This is a genomic window from Cupriavidus sp. UGS-1 (assembly GCF_021213615.1).
In the GTDB taxonomy this organism is placed as follows: domain Bacteria; phylum Pseudomonadota; class Gammaproteobacteria; order Burkholderiales; family Burkholderiaceae; genus Cupriavidus.
Genome location: NZ_JAJQJF010000001.1, coordinates 245512 through 268899 on the forward strand (window position 1 = coordinate 245512; position 23388 = coordinate 268899).

22 protein-coding genes are annotated in these 23388 nt (G+C 67.8%); 4 read left to right on the plus strand and 18 right to left on the minus strand.

Going from position 1 to position 23388, the window contains the following annotated elements; genetic code table 11:
* Positions 1-89: 89 nt before the first annotated feature.
* The 12 genes from LRR16_RS01115 to LRR16_RS01170 form a co-directional block, all read right to left on the minus strand.
* A complete protein-coding gene (locus tag LRR16_RS01115; RefSeq protein WP_232204710.1) occupies positions 90-1040 on the minus strand; it encodes a tripartite tricarboxylate transporter substrate binding protein in 951 nt (316 codons plus the stop codon).
* Between the two features lie 219 nt (positions 1041-1259).
* Positions 1260-1655, minus strand: a complete 396-nt coding sequence (locus tag LRR16_RS01120) for a Zn-ribbon domain-containing OB-fold protein (protein ID WP_232204501.1) — start codon at positions 1653-1655, stop codon at positions 1260-1262.
* Complete coding sequence (locus tag LRR16_RS01125) at positions 1655-2809, minus strand: thiolase family protein (protein WP_232204503.1); 1155 nt, start codon at positions 2807-2809, stop codon at positions 1655-1657. Before LRR16_RS01125 ends, LRR16_RS01120 begins: the two co-directional genes overlap by 1 nt.
* Positions 2810-2821: 12 nt before the next feature.
* On the minus strand, positions 2822-4090 hold the full coding sequence (locus LRR16_RS01130) for an ABC transporter substrate-binding protein (protein WP_006576287.1): 1269 nt from the start codon (positions 4088-4090) through the stop codon (positions 2822-2824).
* Between the two features lie 48 nt (positions 4091-4138).
* Positions 4139-5191 (minus strand): cyclase family protein, encoded by a 1053-nt coding sequence (locus LRR16_RS01135; RefSeq protein WP_232204505.1) that lies wholly within the window; start codon positions 5189-5191, stop codon positions 4139-4141.
* A 105-nt stretch (positions 5192-5296) separates the two neighbouring features.
* Complete coding sequence (locus LRR16_RS01140) at positions 5297-6133, minus strand: IclR family transcriptional regulator (RefSeq protein WP_232204506.1); 837 nt, start codon at positions 6131-6133, stop codon at positions 5297-5299.
* Between the two features lie 273 nt (positions 6134-6406).
* Positions 6407-9205 carry a molybdopterin-dependent oxidoreductase gene (locus tag LRR16_RS01145; protein WP_370646742.1) on the minus strand — a complete coding sequence of 933 codons (2799 nt, stop codon included), beginning with the start codon at positions 9203-9205 and terminating at the stop codon, positions 6407-6409.
* 95 nt (positions 9206-9300) lie between these two features.
* Positions 9301-10530, minus strand: a complete 1230-nt coding sequence (locus LRR16_RS01150) for an NAD(P)/FAD-dependent oxidoreductase (RefSeq protein WP_232204512.1) — start codon at positions 10528-10530, stop codon at positions 9301-9303.
* On the minus strand, positions 10527-10877 hold the full coding sequence (gene nirD, locus LRR16_RS01155) for a nitrite reductase small subunit NirD (protein WP_232204514.1): 351 nt from the start codon (positions 10875-10877) through the stop codon (positions 10527-10529). Before nirD ends, LRR16_RS01150 begins: the two co-directional genes overlap by 4 nt.
* Before the next feature lie 145 nt (positions 10878-11022).
* Positions 11023-13629: a nitrite reductase large subunit NirB gene (gene nirB / locus LRR16_RS01160; protein ID WP_232204516.1), complete on the minus strand. Its 2607-nt coding sequence runs from the start codon at positions 13627-13629 to the stop codon at positions 11023-11025.
* 78 nt (positions 13630-13707) lie between these two features.
* Entirely contained in the window at positions 13708-15060 is a 1353-nt protein-coding gene (locus tag LRR16_RS01165; protein ID WP_006576280.1) for an MFS transporter, read from the minus strand.
* Positions 15061-15355: 295 nt separating this feature from the next.
* Positions 15356-15922, minus strand: a complete 567-nt coding sequence (locus LRR16_RS01170; protein WP_023264380.1) for a helix-turn-helix domain-containing protein — start codon at positions 15920-15922, stop codon at positions 15356-15358.
* 162 nt (positions 15923-16084) lie between these two features.
* Here LRR16_RS01170 and LRR16_RS01175 point away from each other — a divergent pair, with 162 nt between their 5' ends.
* A complete protein-coding gene (locus LRR16_RS01175) occupies positions 16085-16609 on the plus strand; it encodes a GNAT family N-acetyltransferase (protein ID WP_232204517.1) in 525 nt (174 codons plus the stop codon).
* A gap of 15 nt (positions 16610-16624) precedes the next feature.
* Here LRR16_RS01175 and LRR16_RS01180 read toward each other — a convergent pair whose 3' ends face one another.
* The 3 genes from LRR16_RS01180 to LRR16_RS01190 form a co-directional block, all read right to left on the minus strand.
* Positions 16625-17290 carry a DsbA family oxidoreductase gene (locus LRR16_RS01180; protein WP_232204521.1) on the minus strand — a complete coding sequence of 222 codons (666 nt, stop codon included), beginning with the start codon at positions 17288-17290 and terminating at the stop codon, positions 16625-16627.
* Between the two features lie 114 nt (positions 17291-17404).
* Positions 17405-17647 (minus strand): hypothetical protein, encoded by a 243-nt coding sequence (locus LRR16_RS01185; RefSeq protein WP_156526538.1) that lies wholly within the window; start codon positions 17645-17647, stop codon positions 17405-17407.
* Complete coding sequence (locus LRR16_RS01190) at positions 17644-18099, minus strand: hypothetical protein (RefSeq protein WP_156526539.1); 456 nt, start codon at positions 18097-18099, stop codon at positions 17644-17646. The genes LRR16_RS01185 and LRR16_RS01190 overlap by 4 nt, the downstream gene beginning before the upstream one ends.
* A gap of 241 nt (positions 18100-18340) precedes the next feature.
* Here LRR16_RS01190 and LRR16_RS01195 point away from each other — a divergent pair, with 241 nt between their 5' ends.
* The 3 genes from LRR16_RS01195 (at position 18341) to LRR16_RS01205 (ending at position 20929) form a co-directional block, all read left to right on the plus strand.
* A complete protein-coding gene (locus LRR16_RS01195; protein ID WP_232204526.1) occupies positions 18341-18934 on the plus strand; it encodes a TetR/AcrR family transcriptional regulator in 594 nt (197 codons plus the stop codon).
* A gap of 129 nt (positions 18935-19063) precedes the next feature.
* Complete coding sequence (locus tag LRR16_RS01200; RefSeq protein WP_232204527.1) at positions 19064-19753, plus strand: type 1 glutamine amidotransferase domain-containing protein; 690 nt, start codon at positions 19064-19066, stop codon at positions 19751-19753.
* A 78-nt stretch (positions 19754-19831) separates the two neighbouring features.
* Positions 19832-20929 carry an NADH:flavin oxidoreductase/NADH oxidase gene (locus LRR16_RS01205; RefSeq protein ID WP_232204528.1) on the plus strand — a complete coding sequence of 366 codons (1098 nt, stop codon included), beginning with the start codon at positions 19832-19834 and terminating at the stop codon, positions 20927-20929.
* 40 nt (positions 20930-20969) lie between these two features.
* Here LRR16_RS01205 and LRR16_RS01210 read toward each other — a convergent pair whose 3' ends face one another.
* The 3 genes from LRR16_RS01210 to LRR16_RS01220 all read right to left on the minus strand — a co-directional run bounded on the left by LRR16_RS01210 (position 20970) and on the right by LRR16_RS01220 (position 22896).
* Positions 20970-21821 (minus strand): DMT family transporter, encoded by an 852-nt coding sequence (locus LRR16_RS01210; protein WP_052511374.1) that lies wholly within the window; start codon positions 21819-21821, stop codon positions 20970-20972.
* 230 nt (positions 21822-22051) lie between these two features.
* On the minus strand, positions 22052-22336 hold the full coding sequence (locus LRR16_RS01215; protein WP_006576270.1) for a hypothetical protein: 285 nt from the start codon (positions 22334-22336) through the stop codon (positions 22052-22054).
* A gap of 137 nt (positions 22337-22473) precedes the next feature.
* The gene (locus LRR16_RS01220) at positions 22474-22896 is read right to left on the minus strand and encodes a VOC family protein (protein WP_043439785.1); all 423 of its coding nucleotides are present in this window, start codon (positions 22894-22896) and stop codon (positions 22474-22476) included.
* Positions 22897-23388: the final 492 nt, after the last annotated feature.

Below are 23388 nucleotides of genomic sequence, written 5' to 3' on the forward strand. Positions count from 1 at the left end.
CGTTTTCCTGTCAGTCCAATGGGTAAGGCCGAGCGATGGATAAGGCGGAGCGATGGATAAGGCGGAGCGATGAGTCAATCAATGGAAGGTCAGTCGATCGTCGCCCCGGACGTCTTGACCACGCCGGCCCATTTGTCGATCTCGGCGCCGAGGAAACGGCCCGTGGCGTCGGGCGACGTCCATTCCGCGCCGAAGCCCTGCGTGGCGAAACGCGAGCGGACCTCGGCATCGTCGAGTACGGTACGCAGCGCCTTGCTCAGTGTGTCGATCACCGGAGCCGGCGTGCCGGCCGGCGCCAGCAGCGCGTTCCATGCGGTGGCCTCGTAGCCGGCCAGGCCGGACTCGGCAATCGTCGGCACGTCGGGCGCCGCGGGCGAGCGCTTGCTGCTCGTCACGGCCAGCGCCTTGAGCTTGCCGTCGCGCACGAACGGCATTGCCGACAGCATCGTGTCGAACATTACCGTTGCCTGGCCGCCGATCACATCGGTCAGCGCTGGCGCGCTGCCCTTGTACGGCACGTGGGTCATGCGCACGCCGGCCATCGCGTTGAACAGCTCGGCCGACAGATGGGTCGATTGGCCATTGCCGGAACTGGCAAAGGTGACCTGACCGGGCTTGGCCTTGGCCAGCGCGATCAATTCGGCGACATTGCGCGCCGGCGTCGACGGCGCGGTCACCAGCACCAGCGGTCCGCGCGTCAGCAGGCTGACCGGCGCGAAGTCGCGGCGCGTGTCGTAGCCCGGCTTGCGGAACAGCGTCATGTTGATCGCGTGCGCGGTGGTGGCGACCAGCACGGTGTAGCCGTCGGGCGCGGCCTTGGCGACGGCCTCGGCGCCGATGTTGCCGCCGGCGCCCGGCCGGTTCTCGACGACCACCGGTTGCCCGAGCCGCTCGCCAAGTTTCTGCCCCACCACGCGCGCGACGATGTCGGTGGGACCGCCCGGCGGATAGGGCACCACCATCCGGATCGGTTTTGCGGGCCAGGTTTCCGCATGGCCAGGCCGCGGCAACACGGCGCACAGGGTGCCAAGCGCGAGCATCGACAGCAGGGCGCGCAACGCATGCCGCCTATGCCGCATGGATAGGGAAAACGAAGGGGCGAGCGCGGCCCGCCGATGCTGCTGATTCGGCTGCATAGGTGTCTCCATGTGGTTGTTGTGCTGTGCGGGGAATCCCGCCGGCGAATCACTGCCCGCCATTCCGACCGCTATTCCGGACCGCTATTCCGGACCGCTATTCCAAGCCGCTATTCCAAGCCGCTATTCCCGCTGGAATCGCAACAGCGTGCGCTCGCCATGCCGGAAAAAGCCCGCGCGTACACGGTCGCCGATTGCCACGCCGGCCTCGGCATGGCCCATCACGCGGGGCCCTTCATCGAGCGTGGCCAGCACCAGCGTGTAGGGGACCAGCGCGCGGAAGCTGTCGTCCGGCGCGCGCGCGACCTCGGTCACCGCAAAGACGGTCGCTGCGCCGGCGGCATCGCGCCACGCGAGCCGGACGCTGCCGCAGCGCTGGCAGGCATGGCGCTCCAGCGATTGGGCCGTGCCACAGTCGCCGCAGGACTGATAGCGAACGCGGCCGGCTTCCAGACCCTCGGTATAGGGGTGACGCCCCTGGGGCAGGACGTCATCGGCGGAATTGGCTGAGCTCGGCATCACAGGGCCTCCAGCACCAGGCTGACATGGGAAGACAGCACGCCGCCATCGGCATGGAACAGCGCGCGGCGACGCGGACCGATCTGGCGGTCCCCGGCACGCCCCGCGAGCTGCCGGGTCGCCTCGGCCAGATGCATCAGCCCGCCCGCGACGCCTGAGTGGCCGAACGCCAGCAGGCCGCCATGGGTATTGAGCGGCAGCGCGCCATCGATATCGAAGTCGCCGGCCAGCAGCCGCGCATGCGCGCCGCCGCGCGGCGCCACGCCGATCTCTTCGAGCAGCATCAGCAGCGTGATGGTGAACGAGTCGTAGATCGCCAGATAGTCGAGCCGGTCGACACCGATGCCGGCCTCGGCGAGCGCACGCGTGGCCGCGTCGCCGGCGCCGGTCGTCATCACGCTGTCGATCGCGCACAGATGCTGATGGCGGTGCGCCTGCCCCGCGCCGGTGATCCGTACCGGCTGGCCGGACCCCGGTTCCGCCGACACCACCAGCGCCACCGCGCCGTCAGAGATCGGACAGCAGTCCGACAGCAGCAGCGGCGTCGCCACCGGCTTGGCGGCGCAGGCGGCGGCCGCGCTCAACGGTTCGCGCAGATGCGCATCGGGATGCGCGGCCGCATGCTTGCGCATCAGCACGGCGAAGTCCCCCAGGGCGTCGCGCGGCAGGCCGGTCTCCATCAGATAGCGCGACGCCATCAGCGCGTAGTACGCCGGCACCGAGGCGCCGTTCGGCACCTCGACCTGCGGCTCGCCGACCTGGGCCAGCGTCTGCACCGACTGGTCGCGGCTCTGCCCGCTCAGGCGGTTCTCGCCGGCCACGACCAGAACATGGCGGCAGCGGCCGGCGCGCACCAGCTCGCGCGCCAGCATCGCCATCGCTCCGCCGGTGGCCCCGCCGGCGGCCATGCCGTGCGCATAGGCGGGTTGCAGAGACGCATATTCGCAGAAGCGGTCGGCCAGCATCAGATGCGGCAACGTGGTCGCGTAACCGCACAGCACGCCGTCGATGTCGCCGCGCGACAGCTCGGCTTCCGCCAGCGCGGCGTCGGCGGCCTGCGCCATCAGCGTCAGCGGCGTGCTGCCGGCCAGCCTGCCGAAGCGGGTATTGCCGGCGCCGCGCAACCAGGCGGCGCGTTGCGTCGATTCGCTCATGTCCGGCCCATGTCAGCGCTTCAGCAGCGGGCACTTCGACTTCGACGGCGGGATGAACGCCTGGTCGCCGGGCACCGTGGCGAGGACCTTGTAGTAGTCCCACGGATACTTCGATTCGGCCTGCGTCTTCACCTCGAACAGGTACATGTCGTGCACCATGCGTCCGTCTTCCCGGATACGGCCGTTGGACGTGAAGAAGTCCTGGATCGGCATCGCCTTCATCTGCTTCATCACCGCGGCGGTCTCGTCGGTGCCGGCGGCCTGCACCGCCTTCAGATAGTGCATCACCGACGAATAGACGCCGGCCTGGCTCATGTTCGGCATCTTCTTGAGCTTGTCGAAATAGCGGCGCGACCATTTGCGGGTGGCGTCGTTCATATCCCAATAGAACGCCTCGGTCAGCACCAGGCCCGCCGCGGTCTTCAGCCCGATCGCGTGGATGTCGTTGATATACAGCAGCAGGCCGGCCAGCTTCTGCTTGTTGTCGCGCGTCAGGCCGAACTCGTGCGCGGCCTTGATCGCGTTGACGGAGTCCCCGCCCGCGTTGGCAAGGCCCACGACCTGCGCCTTGCTGGCCTGCGCCTGCAGCAGATAGGAGGCGAAGTCGCTGGCGCCGATCGGATGGCGCGCGGCGCCGAGCACCTTGCCGCCGGTTTCGTTGACCACGGTGGTGGCCGAGTCCTGCAGCGTGTGGCCGAAGGCGTAGTCGGCGGTCAGGAAATACCAGCTCTTGCCGCCGCGCTGGACCATCGCGCGCGCGGTGGTATTGGCGAGCGCATAGGTGTCATAGGCGTAGTGCACCGAGATCGGCGTGCACAGATCGTTGGTCAGCCGCTCGGTGCCGGGGCCCGAGAACACCACGATGCGGTTCTTCTGCTTGGCGACTTCCAGCACGGCGAGCGCGGGCGCGGATGCCGCGACATCGAGGATCGCGTCGACGCGGTCCGTGTCGAACCATTCGCGTGCCTTGTTGGCGGCGATGTCGGCCTTGTTCTGATGGTCTGCGACCACCAGCTCGATCTTGCGGCCCAGCACCTTGCCGCCGAAATCGTCGATCGCCATCTGCGCCGCGGTGGCGCTGCCGCGGCCCGTCACATCGGCATAGAGGCCGCTCATGTCGAGGATCAGGCCGACCTTGACCAGATCGTCGGAGAGGGCCGCTTTCGGCTGGGCCTGGGCATAGGCGGGGCCGCCGAGCGCCAGGGCGCCACTGCCGAGCATCGCGGCCAGCGTGCGGGAAACGAGGCCGGCAATGCGCCGGCGTGCGGGAAATGGCTTCATGTCGTGGGTCTCCTCCGGATCGTTGGTGTCGCCGCTCAGTGTCGCCGCTCAGACGGTGGCGATCGGTGTGGTGGGCGAACCGACCGCCCCGGGCAGGCGCAGCGGCGGCGCCGTCAGCATGAAGCGGGTGCGGCCATGCTCGCGCAGCCATTGCGCCAGCTCGCGCAGATACCAGAGCTCGCCTAGCGGCAAGCCAAGCTTGAACAGGCAGTGGTGATGCAGCGGCAGCAGTGGATGCGGGCCCGGACCGCTTGGCGGTTGCGCCGGATAGCGCTCGACCGCGTAGTTGTCGGCGATCAGCGCGGCAATGCCGGCATCGGTGATCCACTGCAGCAGCTTGTCGTCGCGCCCGTTCAGCGCGCTGCAGCTGTGGTGCAGCACGTTCTCGTCGGGCTCGCGCTGCATCGACAACACCACCTCGGCAAAACCGGTGCGCAGCAGCAGCATGTCGCCGCGCTCGACCTCGACCCGGTCCGCTTCCATCGCACGCATCAGCTCGTCGTAGCCGATATCGCGGAAGTCGGTGCCGTAGCAGTGCGCCAGGTCGACCAGCACGCCGCGGCCCTGCATGCCCTTGACGGCAAAATTTTCGATGCCGAGCGCGCGCGCCTCGCTGTGTTCGTGATTGCAGCCGTGGGCGGCGAAATGATCGTCGTCGGCGTAGTCGACCGGCCCGACGATATGTTCGTTGGCGCGATAGCCGTTGTAATAGACCCGCTCGGCGCGGCCGTCGCCGTCGGCATCGAACAGCGCGCCGACGTGGGCCAGCGAATCCCATTGCGTCGAATATTGCAGCGACAGCAGCACCTGGTCGTCGCTGATCACGTCGGTGGCCTTGGGGTCGACCTTGGCGAGCGGGAAATTGACGTAGGGCAGGTCGTCGCGGAAGGTGGGACGCAGCACCGGCGGATGGCGGCGCGGATTGAGCTTGTTGCCGCCGGGATAGTCCAGCGGCAGCGACAGGCAAAAGCTCAGGCCCGCCTGGACCTCCTGCGCAGCCTTGCGTACCTGCTCGGCGCCGATCAGATTGAGCCGCCCGATCTGATCGTCCGGCCCGAAGTCGCCCCAGGTCGAACCCTCGGGACGTTGTTTCCAGCGCATGCCTGATGTCTCCATGTCGGTGGTCCTCCTTGTTGTTGTTCGGGATGTCCTTTGCGTGGCCGGCGTTTGCGGCGGCAGCCCGCCGGCATTGCGGGGCGGACTCGATTACGGCGTATCGGCTGGCGACAGCGCTGCAGCCGCCGTGCGCGCGGCGGCGCCACGGTGCGGCCAGCGGTCGGGCTGCGACGCCTCGATGGCGCCCAGATGGGCGACGATGCCGTCGGCCTCGCGCCGCAGCGCCTTGGCCATCGCGGCCTCCCGTTCGGTGATGCGCTCGTTCAGCGCGGCGATGCTCAACGCCCCGAGCGGATAACCGTCGGGCCCGGGCAAGGCGATCGCGATGCCGCCCATGCGCTCGACGACCACATCGAGCAGCACCGCATAGCCACGCTCGCGCGTCGCCTCGACATGGCGCAACAGCGCCCCCGTGCTCAGCCGCGGATAGCGCTTGAGCGCCGGTGCCACGCAGCGCAGCACCGCATCGATTTCGTCGTCGGGAAGGGCGGCCAGCAAGGCCAGGCTGCCGGCGCCGACGCCGAGCGGGCGGCGGCTGCCGATATCGAGATAGTTGGCGCGGATCGGGAAGTTGCCGAAGCGCAGCTCGGTGCAGACCGATTCCCAGCCGCTCGGCACCGACAGGATTGCGGTGTCCTCGAACGCGCAGGCGAGGCGGATCAGCGCCGGACGGGCCAGGGGCCGCATGTCGAGGCGCCGCAGCGCGGCAGCGCGCAGCACCAGCCATTCCGGCCCGGGACTGAAGGCCTTGGTGGCCGGGTCGCGCGACACCAGGCCCTCGGCGGCCAGCGTGTCGAGCAGACGCAGCGCCGACGCCTTGTCGACGCCCGACGCCTGCGCCAGGTCGGTCAGCCGCGTATTACGCGGATCCGACAGCGCCCGTAGCAGCTGGCAAGCCTTGCGCAGCGACGATCCCTGCGTCGTCATCCGGCCGTCTCCCTGTTCTGGTCATTTCGCGGAATGAAACCGCAGATGCCGTTATAGGGCGACTACAGGGCTGCGTCATTTTGCGACGCATCAAAGTTTCGCGGCGTGAAACTCGATCGGCGGACTCGCAACGACCTCCGGGCGATGTGTCGGCCGTGTTCGCTTTACCGGACATTTACCGGCAGGGCGGAGAAATGTCCGGAATTCCGGATCCGAAGAAAGCTGGCTGGAATCATCAGGCGCAACAACGGGCCGCGGGCTCGACGGCAATCCCTATCCCGCAAACACCGGCTCATCCCGATCGACCTTCGCCGCGGCCAGCAGCGCGTTCAGTTCGGGCACGCACGAACCGCAATTGCCGCCGGCCTTGACGCAGGCGGTGATCTCGGCCGCGCTGCGCAGGCCGTGCTGGCGGATCGCGTCGCAGATGGTATTGCGGCCCACGCCGAAGCACGAGCAGACCGTTGGGCCGGCATCGACGCCGGGTTGGGCCGCCTGGCCGATCAGCAGGCCGATGCGGTCCTCGTCATCGAGCAGGCTCTTGGCGAACAGGCTGCCGAGCCAGGCCCGAGCCGGCAGCAGGTCGGACCGCGTCGAGACATAGACGCAGGCCTGCACCTTGTCGTCGACGACCAGGGCGGCGTGGTAGATGCCGGCGGAACGGTCCTCGTACTCGAGCCAGTCGGCCTCTGGATCGGCCGCGCCGAGCAACTGGCGCGCCCAGGCCGCACGATCGCCGACCGATTCTCGGCCCGCGAATTCGTAGCGCTCGAACCGTTGGCCCGTCACGCGGGTCCACCAGGTCAGCGCACCGCAGTCGAGCCGCTCGCGCGTCAGCGCGAAGCCGTGCCACGAGACCGGAAACGGATCGACGCGCACCGGCGTGTGCTTGAACTCGGGCTCGCCGGACACTGGATCGACCACCGGATTGACCAGCGCGCCGACGCGCGCATCGGAGCTGAACTGTCCGTTCCAGTGGATCGGCACAAAGACGCTGCCGCGCGGGATGCCGCCGCCATGGCGCACGCGCACCACCATCGCGCCCCAGCGGGTCGACACCCGCGCGAGCCGGCCTTCGCCGACGCCGCACAGCAGCGCGTCCTGCGGATGCATGTCGACGAAGGGCTCGGGCAGGTGTTCGGCCAGCCGCGCCGACTTGCCGGTGCGGGTCATCGTGTGCCACTGGTCGCGCACGCGGCCGGTGTTCAGGATCAGCGGGTAGTCCTCGTCGGTCGCGTGGACCGGCTTGCGCGGCGCGGTGGCGACGAAGCGGGCGCGCCGATCCGGGTGCCAGAAGCCACCTTCGCCGAACAGGCGCGCGGTGCCGCCACCGTCCCCGAGCACCGGCCATTGCACCGGTTGCAGCGCGTCGTAGCCTTGTGCGTCGAGGCCGGCGAGGCCGCCGATGTCGAAGGCGCGCGGGACCACATCGTCGCTGCCGACGTCGCTGTGGTTGCCACCCTGGTTCCGATACGCCGACAGCCGCGCATGCTCGTCGAAGATCTCGCGCGGCGAACCGTAGTCGAAGCCGGCAAAGCCCATGCGGCGCGCCACCTGGCAGACGATCCACCAGTCGGCCCGGGCCTCGCCCGGTGCGGGCAGGAAGGCGCGCTGGCGCGAGATGCGGCGCTCGGAGTTGGTCACCGTGCCGTCCTTCTCGCCCCAGCCCAGCGCCGGCAGCAGGATGTGCGCGCTGTCGTTGGTATCGGTGCGGGCCACGATGTCCGACGCGATCACCAGTTCGCAACGCTGCAGCGCGCGCCGAGCCTGGTCGGCGTCGGGCAGGCTGACCACCGGATTGGTGGCCATGACCCACACCGCCTTGATGCGGCCCTGCTCGATCGCCTCGAACAGTTCGACCGCCTTCAGCCCCGGGCGGGCGGCGATGGCCGGTGCATCCCAGAAGGTCTGCACCAGCTCGCGATGGCGCGGCTCGGCCAGCTCCAGATGCGCGGCCAGCATGTTGGCCAGTCCGCCGACCTCGCGCCCGCCCATCGCGTTCGGCTGGCCGGTCAGCGAGAACGGGCCCATGCCGGGTTGGCCGATGCGGCCGGTCAGCAGGTGGCAGTTGATGATGCTGTTGACCTTGTCGGTGCCCGCGGACGATTGGTTGACGCCCTGAGAGTACGCGGTCACGACGCGCGGCGTGCCGGCAAACCATTGGTAGAAGGTCAGCAGGTCGGCCGGATCGATCTTGCAGGCACGGGCGACGGCCGCCAGATCGGCCTCGCCCGCGGCGGCCTGCAGTGCGGCCGCGAGCGCGTCGTCGCCATCGGTATGCGCCTGCACGAACTGCGCATCGGCCACGCCTTCGCAGTGCAGATACTGCAACAGGCCGTTGAACAGCCAGACATCGGTGCCCGGCCGTACCGGCAGGTGCAGGTCGGCGAGATCGCAGGTGGCGGTGCGGCGCGGATCGATCACCACCAGCTTCATCCGCGGGCGTTCCGCCTTGGCCCTGGCCAGCCGCTGGAACAGGATCGGATGGCACCATGCCGTGTTCGAGCCGACCAGCACCACCAGATCGGCGAGCTCCAGGTCTTCGTAGCAGCCCGGCACGACGTCCTCGCCGAAGGCGCGCTTGTGGCCGGCCACCGCCGACGACATGCACAGCCGCGAGTTGGTATCGATGTTCGCCGTGCCGATGAAGCCCTTCATCAGCTTGTTGGCGACGTAGTAGTCCTCGGTCAGCAGTTGCCCGGAAACATAGAGGGCGACCGACTCCGGACCGTGGCGGGCGATGATGTCGCGCAGGCCCGAAGCCGCGCGGTCCAGCGCCTCGTCCCACGACGCCCGCCGCAACGCGCCGTCGGCCTCGCGCAATTGCGGATGCAGCAGGCGGTCGTTCAGGTCGACGGTTTCGGCCAGCGCCGAGCCCTTGACGCACAGCCGTCCCGCGTTGGCGGGATGCGATGGATCGCCGGAGACCTCGACGGTGCCGTCGGCGTGCCGCTGCGCGCGAACGCCGCAGCCGACGCCGCAGTAGGGGCAGGTCGTCTGCACGCTCGCCACCGGCTTGGACCGCGCCGCGGCGTCTTCGGCGATAGCGACTGGAATATCGGAGAGTTTCACACCTTGCCCCTTGCTACTGGATTCCATGTTGGCGCCGTGATGTCACATTCGTCCCCGCGCACGCGGGGACGACGACGGTATCGCCCACCATGTCGTCACGCGGCCACCGCCTCGCACTGCGCCTTGCCGAACAGCAGCCGATTGCGGATCGCGCCGATCGGCGTGCCGTTCTGGATCAACTCGAAATACCACGGACCGTCCTGCACGTCGCCATACAGCACCGCGCCGGCCAGGCGGCCCTGCTGCAGCACCAGGCGCTTGTAGATGCCACGGCGCGGGTCGCGCAGCACCAGGTCCTCGCTGTCCTCGCCGCCGACGATGTCGCCGGCCGAGTACAGCTCGACGCCGCTGACCTTCAGCCGCGTGGCGGTGGCCTGCTGGACATAGCGCCGGTGCCCGGCGCCGGCCAGATGCGCCGCGCAGACGCGGGCCTGATCCCAGATCGGCGCGACCAGTCCGAAGGTGGCCTGGCGGTGCTGCACGCATTCGCCGACGGCATAGATGCGCGGATCGTAGGTCTGCAGCGTGTCGTCGACGACGATCGCGCGCTCGCAATGCAGGCCGGCGGCGCGGGCGAGTTCGGCGTTCGGACGCACGCCGGCGGCCATCACGACGAGATCGGCCGGGATCTGCGTGCCGTCTGCCAGGCGCACGCCGGTAACCCGCGTCTCGCCGAGAATCTCGCTGGTATTGGCGCCGAGCAGGATCCGCAGGCCGCGCCGCTCCAGCGTGCGCTTGAGCAGGGCGGCGGCGTTGGCGTCCAGCTGGCGGTCCATCAGCGCGTCGCCAAGATGCAGCACGGTGACGTCCATGCCCTGGCGCAGCAGGCCGTTGGCCGCCTCGAGCCCCAGCAGGCCGCCGCCGATCACCACGGCATGGCGATGGGCGCGCGCGGCGACCAGCATCGTCTCGACATCCTGGATGTCGCGGAACGCGATTACGCCGTCGAGCGCGTGTCCGGGCACGGGCACGATGAACGGGCGCGAGCCCGTGGCCAGCAGCAGCCGGTCGTAACGGATCTCCTTGCCGGACCGCGAGCGCACCAGCCGGCGCGCGCGATCGATCGCCACGACCGGATCGCCGGCCAGCAGCGTGATGCCATGGCGCGCATACCACTCGCGCGGATGCAGCATGATGTCGTCGACCGTCTTTTCCCCGGCCAGCACCGGCGACAGCAGGATGCGGTTGTAGTTGCCGTGCGGCTCGGCGCCGAACACGGTGATGTCGTAAAGGTCGGGCGCGAGCGCGAGCAGCTCCTCGACGGTGCGCATGCCGGCCATGCCGTTGCCGACCACGACCAGGCGGGGCTTGCCGGTGTGGGTCATGCCGCCACCCATACCTTGCCGTCGTAGACCCGAGCGGGGTAGGCGTGCACCGAATGCTCCGGCGCCTCGAGGCATTCGCCGGTGCGCAGGTCGAAGTGCTGCTTGTAGATCGGCGAGGCCACCACCAGCCGGTCGCCGAGGTTGCCGACCAGCCCGCGCGACAGTACCGCCGCATCGGCATTCGGATCGTAGTTGTCGATCGCGAAGACCTGATTGTCCGGGCCGACGCGGAACACCGCGATCTGACGATGTCCGACCAGCGCGCAGACACCGGTATTCGGCACGATGTCGCGCAGCGCGCAGACCGCGGTCCATTGTTCGGAGGCGTGGGTGGCAAGCTGGCTCATGGATGACTCCTGGTACGGCTGGGTTTGGTACTTGTTCGGTACGCGTTCAATACTCGTCGTCCCCGCGAATGCGGGGACCCAGTGACTTCGAACGTGGACTGAAGACGCTGGGCCCCCGCTTCCGCGGGGGCGAAGACCGAGGCCATCACGCTACCGGGTCCGCCTCGGCGACCCGATCGATGCGCACCAGCGGCACCGCCACCGGGCGCTGCGCCGGCATGCCGCCGCCGGCCACGCGTTGCAGGTTCCTTTCCTCCGGCGTGGCCGGACGGATCTGGCCGCGTTCCTGTACGAACACGACATGCTCGTCCCCTCGCTCGCTGTTGACGAAATGGTGGAAGCGCTGGCGCGTCTGCGGATCGGTGACGGCCTTCTTCCATTCGCATTCGTAGGTATCGACCACCAGCTGCATCTGTGCCTCGAGCTCGGCCGCGATGCCCAGGCTGTCGTCGACGACCACGGCCTTCAGATAGTCGAGGCCGCCTTCGAGGTTGTCGCGCCAGACGCTGGTGCGCTGCAGGCGGTCGGCGGTGCGGACGTAGAACATCAGCACGCGGTCGATGTAGCGGACCAGCGTATCGCGGTCCAGGTCGCTGGCGAGCAGCTCGGCATGGCGCGGCTTCATGCCGCCATTGCCGCAGACGTAGAGGTTCCAGCCCTTGTCGGTGGCGATCACGCCGATGTCCTTGCCCTGCGCCTCGGCGCATTCGCGCGTGCAGCCCGACACGCCGAACTTGATCTTGTGCGGCGCGCGCAGGCCCTTGTAGCGGTTCTCCAGCTCGATCGCGAGACCAACCGAATCGCCGACGCCATAGCGGCACCAGGTCGAGCCGACGCACGACTTCACCGTGCGCAGCGACTTGCCGTAGGCGTGGCCCGACTCGAAGCCGGCCGCGATCAGCTCTTCCCAGATCAAAGGCAGCTGTTCGACCCGCGCGCCGAACAGGTCCACGCGCTGGCCGCCGGTGATCTTGGTGTAGAGGCCGAACTTCTTGGCCACGCGGCCGACCGCGATCAGCCCGTCTGGCGTGACCTCGCCGCCCGGCATGCGAGGCACCACCGAATAGGTACCGTCCTTCTGGATATTGGCCAGGAAGTAGTCGTTCGAATCCTGCAGGCTCGCGTGCTCGGGTTTGAGCACGAACTCGTTCCAGCAGGAGGCCAGGATGCTGGCGACGGTGGGCTTGCAGATATCGCATCCGTGGCCCTTGCCGTGCGCGCCCAGCAGCGCGTCGAAGGTGCGGAAGCCGCCGACGCGGACCAGGTGATACAGCTCCTGGCGCGAGTAGGCGAAGTGCTCGCACAGGTGGTTGTTGACCACCAGCCCCTGCTTCTTCATCTCGGCCTTCATCAGCTGCGTGACCAGCGGCACGCAGCCGCCGCAGGCGGTGCCGGCCTTGGTGCAGGACTTCAGCGCGCCGATGCTGGTGGCGCCGTCACCGACCGCGGCGCAGATCTGGCCCTTGGAGACGTTGTTGCACGAGCAGATCTGCGCGCCGTCGGGCAGCGCGTCGACGCCGAGGCCCGGCTTTGCCTTGCCGTCGGAGGACGGCAGGATCAGGAATTCGGGCGATTCCGGCAGCGGCATCCGGTTCAGCATCATCTGCAGCAGCGTGCCGTATTCGGCCGCATCGCCGACCAGCACGCCGCCGAGCAGGTAGGTGCCGCACTCGGACACCACCAGCTTCTTGTAGACCTCCTTGCACTCGTCGGCGAACTGGTAGACGCGCGCGCCTGGGGTGTGGGCGTGCGGGTCGCCGAGGCTGGCCACGTCCACGCCCATCAGCTTGAGCTTGGTGCTCATGTCGGCGCCGGTGAAGGCCGCCTCGTCGCCGAGCAACTGGCTCGCGGTCACGCGGGCCATGTCGTAGCCAGGCGCGACCAGGCCGAAGATCTTGCCCTGCCACAGCGCGCATTCGCCGATCGCGAAGATGTCCGGATCGGAGGTGCGGCACTGGTCGTCGATCACGATGCCGCCGCGCTCGCCGATCGCGAGGCCCGCGGCGCGCGCCAGTTCGTCGCGCGGGCGGATGCCGGCCGAGAACACGATCATGTCGGTGTCCAGGTGCGTGCCGTCGGCGAAGCGCATCCGGTGCGTGCCGTCCTCGCCGTCGACGATCTCGACGGTGTTCTTGCCGGTATGCGCGGTGACGCCCAGCGCCGCGATCTTCCGCCGCAGCATCTGGCCGCCGGCATCGTCGACCTGCACCGCCATCAGCCGCGGCGCGAACTCGACCACATGGGCCTGCAGGCCCATGTCGCGCAGCGCCTTCGCGCATTCGAGGCCGAGCAGGCCGCCGCCGACCACCACGCCGGTGCGCGAGCGCGCGCCGCATTCGCGCATCGCTTCCAGGTCCTCGATGGTGCGATAGACGAAGCAGTCGGCGCGATCGCGGCCCGGCACCGGCGGCACGAACGGGTAGGAACCGGTCGCCAGCACCAGCTTGTCGTAGTGCAGCGTCTCGCCGGTCGAGACGGTGACCGTGCGGGTGGCGCGGTCGATCGCCGTGGCGCGCGCGTTCAGCCGCAGCACGAAGCCGGTCTCGTCGAAGAAGCCCGGCTCGACCAGCGACAGGTCGTCGGCGCTCTTGCCTGCGAAGAATTCGGACAGGTGAACCCGGTCATAGGCGGGGCGCGGTTCCTCGCACAGCACGGTGACCTGCAGGTTGGCGCCGCTTTCTTCGCGTGCCTGCGCCAGGCATTCGAGCAGTTTGTGGCCGACCATGCCGTGGCCGATGATGACGAGCTTCATGATGCGTTCCTTGTTCGTGGGCGCCTGCGTGGGCATCTCGTGGTGCGTTGTTGTCGGCAGTGGGGCAGGCGGTATTGGCTAGCTGGCGAGCGCGTTCTCGAGCAGTGCCTGTTCGCGGGCCTTGTGCTCCGCGGAGAAGCGCACCGCCACCGCGCACAGCGCCGACAGCACCACCAGCACGCCGAGCACCATCAGGGTTTGCTGCAGGCTGCCCAGGCCCTTCATCAGCAGGCCGGCGGCGACTGCACCGACATTGCCGCCCGCGCCGATGATTCCGGACACGCCGCCCAGCGCCTTGCGGTCGATGAACGGCACCAGCGCATAGGTCGCGCCGCAGGCCATGTGCGTGAACAGGCCGAAGGCCAGCATCGCGATCACCGCCAGCACGACCGAATTCGATTGCGAGAACCACAGCAGGCCAAGACCCTCGCCTAGCATCAGCACGAACAGCAGCGTGGTGCGAGCGCTCAGGCCGTGCGTGCGCGCAACCCTGTCCGAGGCCCAGCCTCCCAGCGCGCGGGCGAACAGCGCCAGCAGGCCGAAGCTCGCCGCGGCCAGGCCCGCGGCCTTCAGCGACAGTTCGAACTTGTCGACGAAGTACATCGCGGCGACGTTGTGGATGAAGATCTCGACGCCGAAGCAGGCGCCGTACGTCACGAACAGCAGCCATACCCGGTAGTTGGCGCTGGCGGCGACGAAGCTGGCCCAGCCGCCTTTCTTGCCGCCGTCGATGGCGACGCCGCGCGCGCGCAGATCGGCGTAGTTGCCCTGCGGGCAGTCCTGCGTGAAGCGCCAGTACAGCGCGGCCATCAGCAGCATCGCAACGCCGGGAACCAGCAGCGCGACCCGCCAGCCCATCGTCTCGCTGACGCCGAGCATCAGCACGCCGGCCAGCAGCAGCGGCATCAGACCCTGGGCCGCGCCGCCGCCGGCATTGCCCCAGCCGGCAGACGCCGCATTGGCGGTGCCGACGACGTTCGGCGCGAACATCACCGAGGTGTGGTACTGCGTGATCACGAAGCTCGCGCCGATCGCGCCGATCAGCAGCCGGAAAAACAGGAAGGCCTCGTAGGTCTGCGCCATCGCCACGCCCAGCACCGGAATCGAGCCGAGCACCAGCAGGCCGGTATAGGCCTTGCGCGGCCCATAGCGGTCGCAAAGCGGGCCGATGATCAGCCGCACCAGGATCGTCACCGCGACGGCCGCGATATTGATGTTGGCGACCTGATCGGGCGTCAGTCCGAACTCGCCGCGCAGCATCGGCATCAGCGGCGCGCAGGCGAACCAGGCGAAGAAGCAGATGAAGAACGCCATCCACGTCATATGGAAGGCGCGCATCTGTGGCGTGCGGAAGGTGAACAGCGCGATGCGGGTCGCTTTGCTTTCCGCGCTGGAATTCAGGCTTGCATCCGGGCTGAGGGTCGCTGCCATGCTGGCTCCAAGAAAACAAAAGGCGTCCCGAGAGCCGATGCAGGCGATGCGATCGGTTCAGGGGACGCCGTTGTCCTGACGTGGGCGGTGAAGACCGCCGACGCGCTGTGTGTCTGGAGCGGGCCGCCGTTGGTCCGCTCGCGTCACAATTCAGCAAGCGGCATGCCAGCGGGTTTTGTGCTGTTCGATGCGGATACGACGCTGCGGCAGCGCGGCAAAGGTCACGCGATGCGCGCTGTTGGGGCGGGGCGGCACGACGATGGTGCGCCGCAATGCGCGGCGGCGGTGCGCGGGGTCAGCCGGCGCTGGCGAGGTCTGGCGCGCCAGGGGTGACGTCCGCTTGCGGGGAGGAGGGCGAAGCGTTGGACTGGTCCAGCCGGGCCGGCATCGCATGACGCGATCGCACGGTCTTCAGTTCGTTCAAAGGCACTTCGTTGCCAGCCTCGTCGACCAACGCGGCATGGACCTTGAGACCACTGGTGGCCGAGCGCACCTCCACCAGGCCGCAGCCATCCCGCAGATGGCGGTCGCCCCACTGCATCAAGCCAATCAGCACGGGCAGCAGTTCGACGGCGGCGCGCGTAGGCCGGTAGGCGAAGCGCTCCCTCGCCCCCGGCTCGCGGTAGCTGACCCGCCGCAGCAGGCCGGCCTCGGTCAGCGTCTTGAGCCGGGCGGACAGCACGGCCGGGGAGCATTGGAGCCGGGACAGGAAGTCGTCAAAGCGGCTGACGCCGCTCAGCACGTCGCGAAGGATCAGCATCGACCATTTCTCGCCGATCAGGGCGAGCGTGCCGGCGATCGAACAATGACGGAGGTCTTCGGAGGTCGGTTCCATGATCGCAGCATAGCAGGCTGACTTCATTTGCAAAAGTCAGGATCTCGCCTATACTCTGGCTACGATAAATGAAGTCAGGATGCCAGCCATGCCCGCCGTCTTGCGTGCCGCCGAGATCGCTCCCTTCCTGTTTGCCAGGCCCTGGTCTTCGGCGACTTTCCGCAGACCTGGACCGTCAAGAGTGGCCAGATGCTGACGGCGCGCGCAGTACGTCTCGATGACTTCGTCCGCCAGCGGGCCTTCGTCGACGGCCTGTCGCGCGAAAGCCGCTACTACCGCTTCCTGACCGGTGGGTTGGTGTCGGACGACTTGATCGGGCAGTTCGTCCGCAGCCGCTCCGCGCTTGTGGTCACGGCCCGCGGCGATGGCGATGGCGGCGGCGAGGAAATCATCGTCGCGAATGGGGAATACGCGGTGGGGGAAGCGGGCGTCGCCGAACTTGCCCTCGTCGTCACCGACCGCTGGCAGGGGCGCGGCATCGGCCGCCGGCTGGTGCAGACCCTGGTGCAGGGCGCCAGCGCGCAACGCCTGCGTGCGCTGCGGGGTGAGGTATTGAGCGAGAACCGCCGGATGCTGGCGATCCTGCGCGAGCACGGTTTCTCGGTGCGGCTGCATCCGGACGACGCGTTACTGCACGAGGCCACGCTGACGCTGAATCCGCCGGCCCGGCACGCCACCGAGTGGCTGCCGGAGGACTGGTTCTCGATGCGCTGAGCCGCGGCGGCGCGTTCAGCCTTCAGCGCCTTCGGGGCCTTCAGCGAGGATCTGCCGGATCGCCTGTTCGAACGCTTCCGCCGGCTGACCGCCGGTGACCAGATAGCGATCGTTGAAGATGATCGAAGGCACCGATTGGATGCCCATCGACTGGTATTCCCGTTCCTCGGCGCGGACCTCGTCGGCATAGTCGCCGTTCTCGAGCACGCGGCGCGCCGCGGCACCATCGAGGCCCGCCGATTGCGCCGCCTCGACCAGCACGCCATGGTCGCTCGGATCCTTGCCGTCGCCGTGATAGGCCTGCAGAAGCGCCAGCTTCAGCGGCAACTGCCTGCCTTCGAGCCGGGCCCAATGCAGCAGGCGATGCGCGTCGAAGGTGTTGTAGACGCGCTCGCGCGGACCGAACGAGAACCCGACGTCGGCGCCGCGCTCCCGGATCATCGCCTGCGTCTCAGCGATCTGCGCCGGCGTGCGGCCGTACTTCTTGCCCAGATAAGTGACGATGGCCTCGCCACCGGGTCCCATGTCGGGGTTCAATTCAAACGGGTGCAGCACGACCTGGGCATCGACCTCGTCGCCAAGACGGGACAGCGCCAATTGCAGCGAGGAAAGGCCGATCGCACACCAGGGGCAGGCGATGTCGGAGACGAAATCGATTTTCAGCGGTTGGGGTTGGGGCATGTGGGGATTCCCGACAGAGGGATTGGATCCGAACGACGGTCGGAATCTTCAATTGGAGCGCGACAGGGTAGCGTGAATATCCGGACCCTGCAGGAGCGGCTCGCATGGAGCCATTCAGGTGCTGCTCCAACCCTGGACCTTCGCGGGAGGCGCAATCAAGCGCAATTCCAATGGTTGCTGCGTCTGTTCTGCTCGTGCAACGGCAAGCTCGCGCCAAGCCTTGGCGATGGCTTGGTACTGTACTTTTAGCGCTGCAGCACACCAGAAGTCATAAGGATCCTTCGCTAGTTGTTCCTCTGTTTCCCGGGCAACCGCAATCAAAGCCTTTACATGCTGTTCAAGAAATTCCGCGCTCACAATGCGATCTCCACGAATCCTTTCGCTGTAATCCGATCATGGCAAAAGCCAAAAACGCCAGACCAGTAAGCCTCTCGCTGGAAACGGTCGCCGCTCCAGGGTCCCTCCATAAAAAAATCCAGCCCAAACTCACTGTCTACATGGTTCTTGTCGATTAGCGGCGCAAGGAGTTCTTTTGTACCCTCCGTCATCTCGCCATCCACTCGGGGATTCCAAAGGATGCAATCGACGTCACGGGGGCCGGGTTTTTCCGTGGCGAACGACCCGTCGAGCCAGAGTGTTGCCTTGACACCGAGGGACTGAAGCTTCTTTATCCAGGCTTCCAACCGAAGATACAACTCTCGCCGCCGCCCGTCGCGCGGGAACCGTTCCACCGCGACGGCGCGAAAGTCCGAAAGCGTGATCCTGTGACGGCCGGGAGGCCACAACGGCGGATAGTCCTGCTTGGGCACGGTTTGGTCCCTTACCAGCGAGTGTCTGGGAGTTCGCGCGGTTGGGCACGGTTTGTACAGACGGAGCCATTTGCAACCCCTTCATTAGAGAAGGGAGGTCACGAATATACTGTGCATCCATACAGCTAGTGCGGCGCATCGGGACAAAAGCGAACAAGAATGCCGATTCGCAAAACTACCGACCTTCACCCTCCGGCGTCCGCTACTAGACGACCGGTCTAATTCTGGTATCATCGACCCCATGCCACCCTCCACCACCGCTGACGTCCGCCAGCACATCCTCGACACGGCCAAGCCGATCATGCTCCGCAAGGGATTTTCGGCGGTGGGGCTGAACGAGATCTTGCAGGCCGCAGGGGTGCCAAAGGGCTCGTTCTATCACTATTTCGGCTCGAAGGAAGCGTTCGGCGAGGCCTTGCTCGAATCCTATTTCACCGACTATCTGACGCACCTGGAGCAAATGCTGGTGCGCGGAGAGGGCGATCACGGCCAGCGGCTGTTGCGCTACTGGACCGTGTGGCAGAACGCGCAGAAGGCGGACGACCCGGAGGGCAAGTGCCTGGCGGTGAAGCTTGGCGCAGAGGTGTGCGACCTGTCGCAGGCGATGCGCGGCGTGCTGGAACGCGGCACCGGGCAGATCGTGCAGCGGTTGGGCGCCTGTATCGAGGCGGCCTTGCGCGATGGCTCGCTGCGTGGGATCGACGATCCGTACGAACTGGCGGCCACGCTGTACCAGTTGTGGCTCGGCGCCACGCTGTTGGGGAAATTCCGGCAGGACGGCAAGCCGTTCGCGCTAGCAATGGCCGCGACGCGGCAATTGTTGAAGCTGTCGTAGCAGAGCACGGCTGGCGGAAAGACACCGCCAGTGGCGACGCGGAAGGCGCGTCGCTTTTTTTGGATTCGTTACTAGACGACCGGTCTAATTCTCGGTCGCCGTTCGATTGAACCGACAAGGATTCGCATCATGAAACTGCTGATCGTACTGACCTCGCATGACCGTCTTGGCGACACCGGCCAGAAGACCGGCTTCTGGCTGGAGGAACTGGCGGCGCCGTACTACGTGTTCCGCGACCAGGGCGTCGATATCACGCTGGCCTCGCCGCTAGGCGGACAGCCGCCGCTGGATCCGAAGAGCAGCGACCCGGCCTCGCAGACCGACGCCACCCGGCGTTTCGAGGCCGATGCCGAGGCGCGCGCCGCGCTGGCATCGACGCGCAAGCTGGCCGACGTGTCGATCGACGATTTCGACGCCGTGTTCTACCCGGGCGGCCACGGCCCGCTGTGGGACCTTGCCGAAGACGGGCACTCGATCGCGCTGATCGAACGCGCTGTTGCCACCGGCAAGCCGGTCGCGGCGGTGTGCCACGCGCCGGGCGTCCTGCGCCATGTCAAGGGACCGGACGGCAAGCCGCTGGTCCAGGGCAAGACGGTGACGGGCTTTGCCAATACCGAGGAAGCGGCGGTCGGCCTGACCGACGTGGTGCCGTTCCTGGTCGAGGACATGTTGAAGGCCCATGGCGGCCGCTACGAAAAGGCCGCGGATTGGCAGCCGTATGCCGTCACCGACGGCCTGCTGATCACCGGTCAGAATCCGGCCTCCTCGGAGGCGGTCGCGCACGCGCTGCTCGGCGCCGTGGCGGCACGGGACCATTGAGCCCGCCGCGCGCTGCCGCCTTGCCACCTTGCCACTTGGCTTTACCGCTGTTTCGATCTCACTGAAGGAAAACGATAGATGTCCGCGCTGTTCCAACCGTTCCAACTGAAAGATGTCACGCTGCGCAACCGGATCGCGGTGCCGCCGATGTGCCAGTACGTCGCCGAGGATGGCGTCATCAATGACTGGCACAAGGTGCACCTGGCCGGCATCGCGCGCGGCGGCGCCGGTCTGGTGATCGCCGAGGCCACCGCCGTCTCGCCGGAGGGCCGCATTACCCCGGGATGCGCCGGGCTGTGGAATGACAAGCAGGCCGAGGCCTTCGCCCCCGTGGTCGGTGCCATCAAGGCCGCTGGCGCGGTGCCCGGCATCCAGATCGGCCACGCGGGACGCAAGGCGAGCGCGAACCGGCCGTGGGAAGGCGATGACCACATTGCCGAAGACGATCCGCGCGGCTGGCAGACGATCGCGCCTTCGGCGATCCCCTTCGGTGCCGGCCTGCCCAAGGTGCCGCGCGCGATGACGCTCGACGATATCGCCCGCGTCCGCGCGGACTTCGTCGCGGCCGCCGAGCGGGTGCGCGACCTCGGCATTGAATGGCTGGAATTGCATTTCGCGCATGGCTATCTGGCGCAGAGCTTCTTCTCGCCCCACTCCAACGAGCGCGACGACGCCTACGGCGGCTCCGCGGAGAACCGTGGCCGCTTCCTGGTCGAGACGCTGGCGGCGGTGCGCAAGGTCTGGCCCGAGCGCCTGCCGCTGACCGCGCGTTTTGGCGTGATCGAATACGACGGCCGCGACGAGGAAACGCTGAGCGAAGCCATCGCGCTGACGCAGCGGCTCAAGCAGGAAGGGCTGGACATGCTCAGCGTCAGCGTCGGCTTTTCGACGCCGGAGGCGAACATTCCGTGGGGCCCGGCATTCCTCGCGCCGGTGGCCGAGCGGGTCCGTCGCGAGACCGGCTTGCCGGTGGCTTCGGCCTGGGGCATCGATACGCCGCAGCTCGCCGAACGCGTCGTCGCCCAGCAGCAGCTGGATCTGGTGATGGTCGGTCGCGCCCATCTGGCCGATCCGCATTGGCCGTACCACGCCGCCAAGGCGCTCGGCGTGGACCGCCCTTCGTGGACCCTGCCCGCGCCGTACGCGCACTGGCTCGAGCGCTACAAGGTCGCCTGAGCGTGACCGAGGCCCCGCCACGGCGGGGCGTCGCGCGTGCTCAAGCGGCGGTGCCTGTGCCGCGCGCGTCCGTCTTGGCCGGGCGGCGCGCACCGGCCGTCGCGGTACAGCCGATCGAAGCGACGATGATGCAGCCGATCGCCAGCCATTGCGTGGCGCTCAGCTGCTCGTGCAACATCACCAGCCCCGCCAACGCACCCATTGCCGGCTCCATGCTGAGCAGGATGCCGAAGGTCCGCCGCGGCAGCCGCTTGAGCGCGACCATCTCCAGCGAATAGGGAATCGCGCTGGACAGCACGCCGACGGCCAGCCCCGCCAGCAGCAACGGCGGGCTGAACAGTGCCGTGCCCGCATGGGCGAGGCCAAACGGGAATACCACCAACGACGCCATCAGCAAGCCTAGCGAAGTCGCCTGGCCCCCATGCGCATTGCCGGCGCGTTGGCCGAAGATGATATAGAGCGCCCAACCGACCCCGGCGGCGAGCGCGTAGCCGATGCCGACGGGATCGAGATTGTCGGCGTGCTCCCGCAACGGCAGCAGCAACAGCAGCCCCGCCACCGCGAAGGCGATCCAGACGAAATCGAGCGCGCGCCGCGACGAGGCGATGGCCACGGCCAGCGGCCCGGTGAACTCGATCGCAATCGCCAGCCCGAGCGGCACCGTCCGCAACGACATGTAGAACATCAGATTGGTCGCACCCAGCGCCGCGCCGTACAGCGCAATGGCGCGCGCATCGGCCCCCTTCAGCGGCCACCGCCACGGCCGCCACGCCACCAGCAGGATCAGCGCGGAAAACCCGACCCGCAGCGCGGTGGTGCCCTGCGCGCCGACCGCATCGAACAGGCTTTTGGCAAACGACGTGCCGACGCACAGCGATGCCATCGATCCCATCAGGGCGAGCACGGCGAGCAGGGTGGAGCGGTCTTGGGACGATGCGGAGGACACGATTTCTTATTGTTCAACTCGGCCGGCGAGCCGAGGCCTGGAACGATGCCGGCACGGAATAGGAAAGCCGCAAGTGTAGTGGAAGGTGGGGTGCGGGGCACACCGCGGGATGGGTGGAGTCTGGTTGCGCGGAACGACGCTGATCCGCTACCGGGGCAATTCACTTGGGGCCACGGCTACTGCGCCTCCGCGCTCCCCGCCGGCCCCGGCTGCGTTTCCCCGTTCTGTTCGATCTGCCTGGCCTTGCGCATCCCGCGCAGATTGAGCGCGGCCAGCGCGAACTGCAGCACCACCAGCGCATAGGCGCTGGTGTGCAGGCCCCAGATGACCCACAGTGCGTTGCTCAGCAGGAAGACCCAGAAGCCAAGCTTCCGGCGCGTGGCGACTCGCGAACCGATCAGCCAGGTGGCCGCGACGGTGATGGCCATCGCGGGCCATTGCAGCATGTCGATCCAGTCCATCGCCTCTCCCGGTTGCGTGTCGGCCCATGCGGTCCAAACGTGGACCAGCATAGGCCGGGGCGGCGATCGCAGGACACCGGCGTCGGGCCGCATCGGCTGTCAGCCGATTCCGACACCGGCGCCTTTGGCGGCAGCGGTCAGCTGGCGAAGGTGACGTAGCCCTCGGGCGAGATCGGCCAGGCGGGGTTGTGGGCCACCTCCCACAGATGCCCGTCCGGATCGGCGAAATAGCCGGAATAACCGCCCCACGACAAGGCGCGCGCCGGCGACACCAGTGTCGCGCCGCTGGCGACGGCCTTGGCGATCAGCCGGTCGACTTCCTCGGGCGATTCGACGTTGTGGCCCAGCGCCGAGCCGCGCGCGCCCGGGCTCGATGGGCCATGGATTTCCGCTTCGAACGAGCTTTGGGTCCACAAGCCGACGATCAATCCGTTGAACTGGAAGAACGCGATATCGCCGTTGTCGAATACCGGCGACCAGCCCAGTCCACCGCAATAGAACGCCTTGGCGCGGTCGAGATCGGCGACGGGCAAGGTAACGACGGAGATGCTTTGTTTCATGATGGCCTCGCTGAATGGGCGGACCGGCATGCCGATGCGGCAGCCGGACCAGCGTCGAACGAAAGGCTTCGCCGCAAGAAGCGGGCAGGGATCGAGGCGGCAGGCGAAGTAGACGCGCGCGACCCGCCCGCTCGGATGCAGGCGAAGGTCGCGGGTCGGCGGGCGCCGACAGAACTCCGGGAACCGGAGCGGGCGGACTAACCGATACCGCCGCTGTCTTTTTCGACGGTGCGATTGTAGCGCTGGCGGGTGGCATCACAGGCAAAACCTGCTTGCCTTTGTCTGCAATGTCAGGGATCCGGCGTGGCTTTACATTTGCCGACCTCGTGCCTTAAATGTTCCGCACCAGCGCCCTCCGCCGATCCCGCCTCCCACCCTCATCCCTCGCAGGTCGCAGACCGATCGATCCGGGCACACATACCACGTGATGGCCATCACCGCGCCACCGCGCGGCCTCCAGGCCGGACAGCCTGTCGAGGACGCTGCATCAAG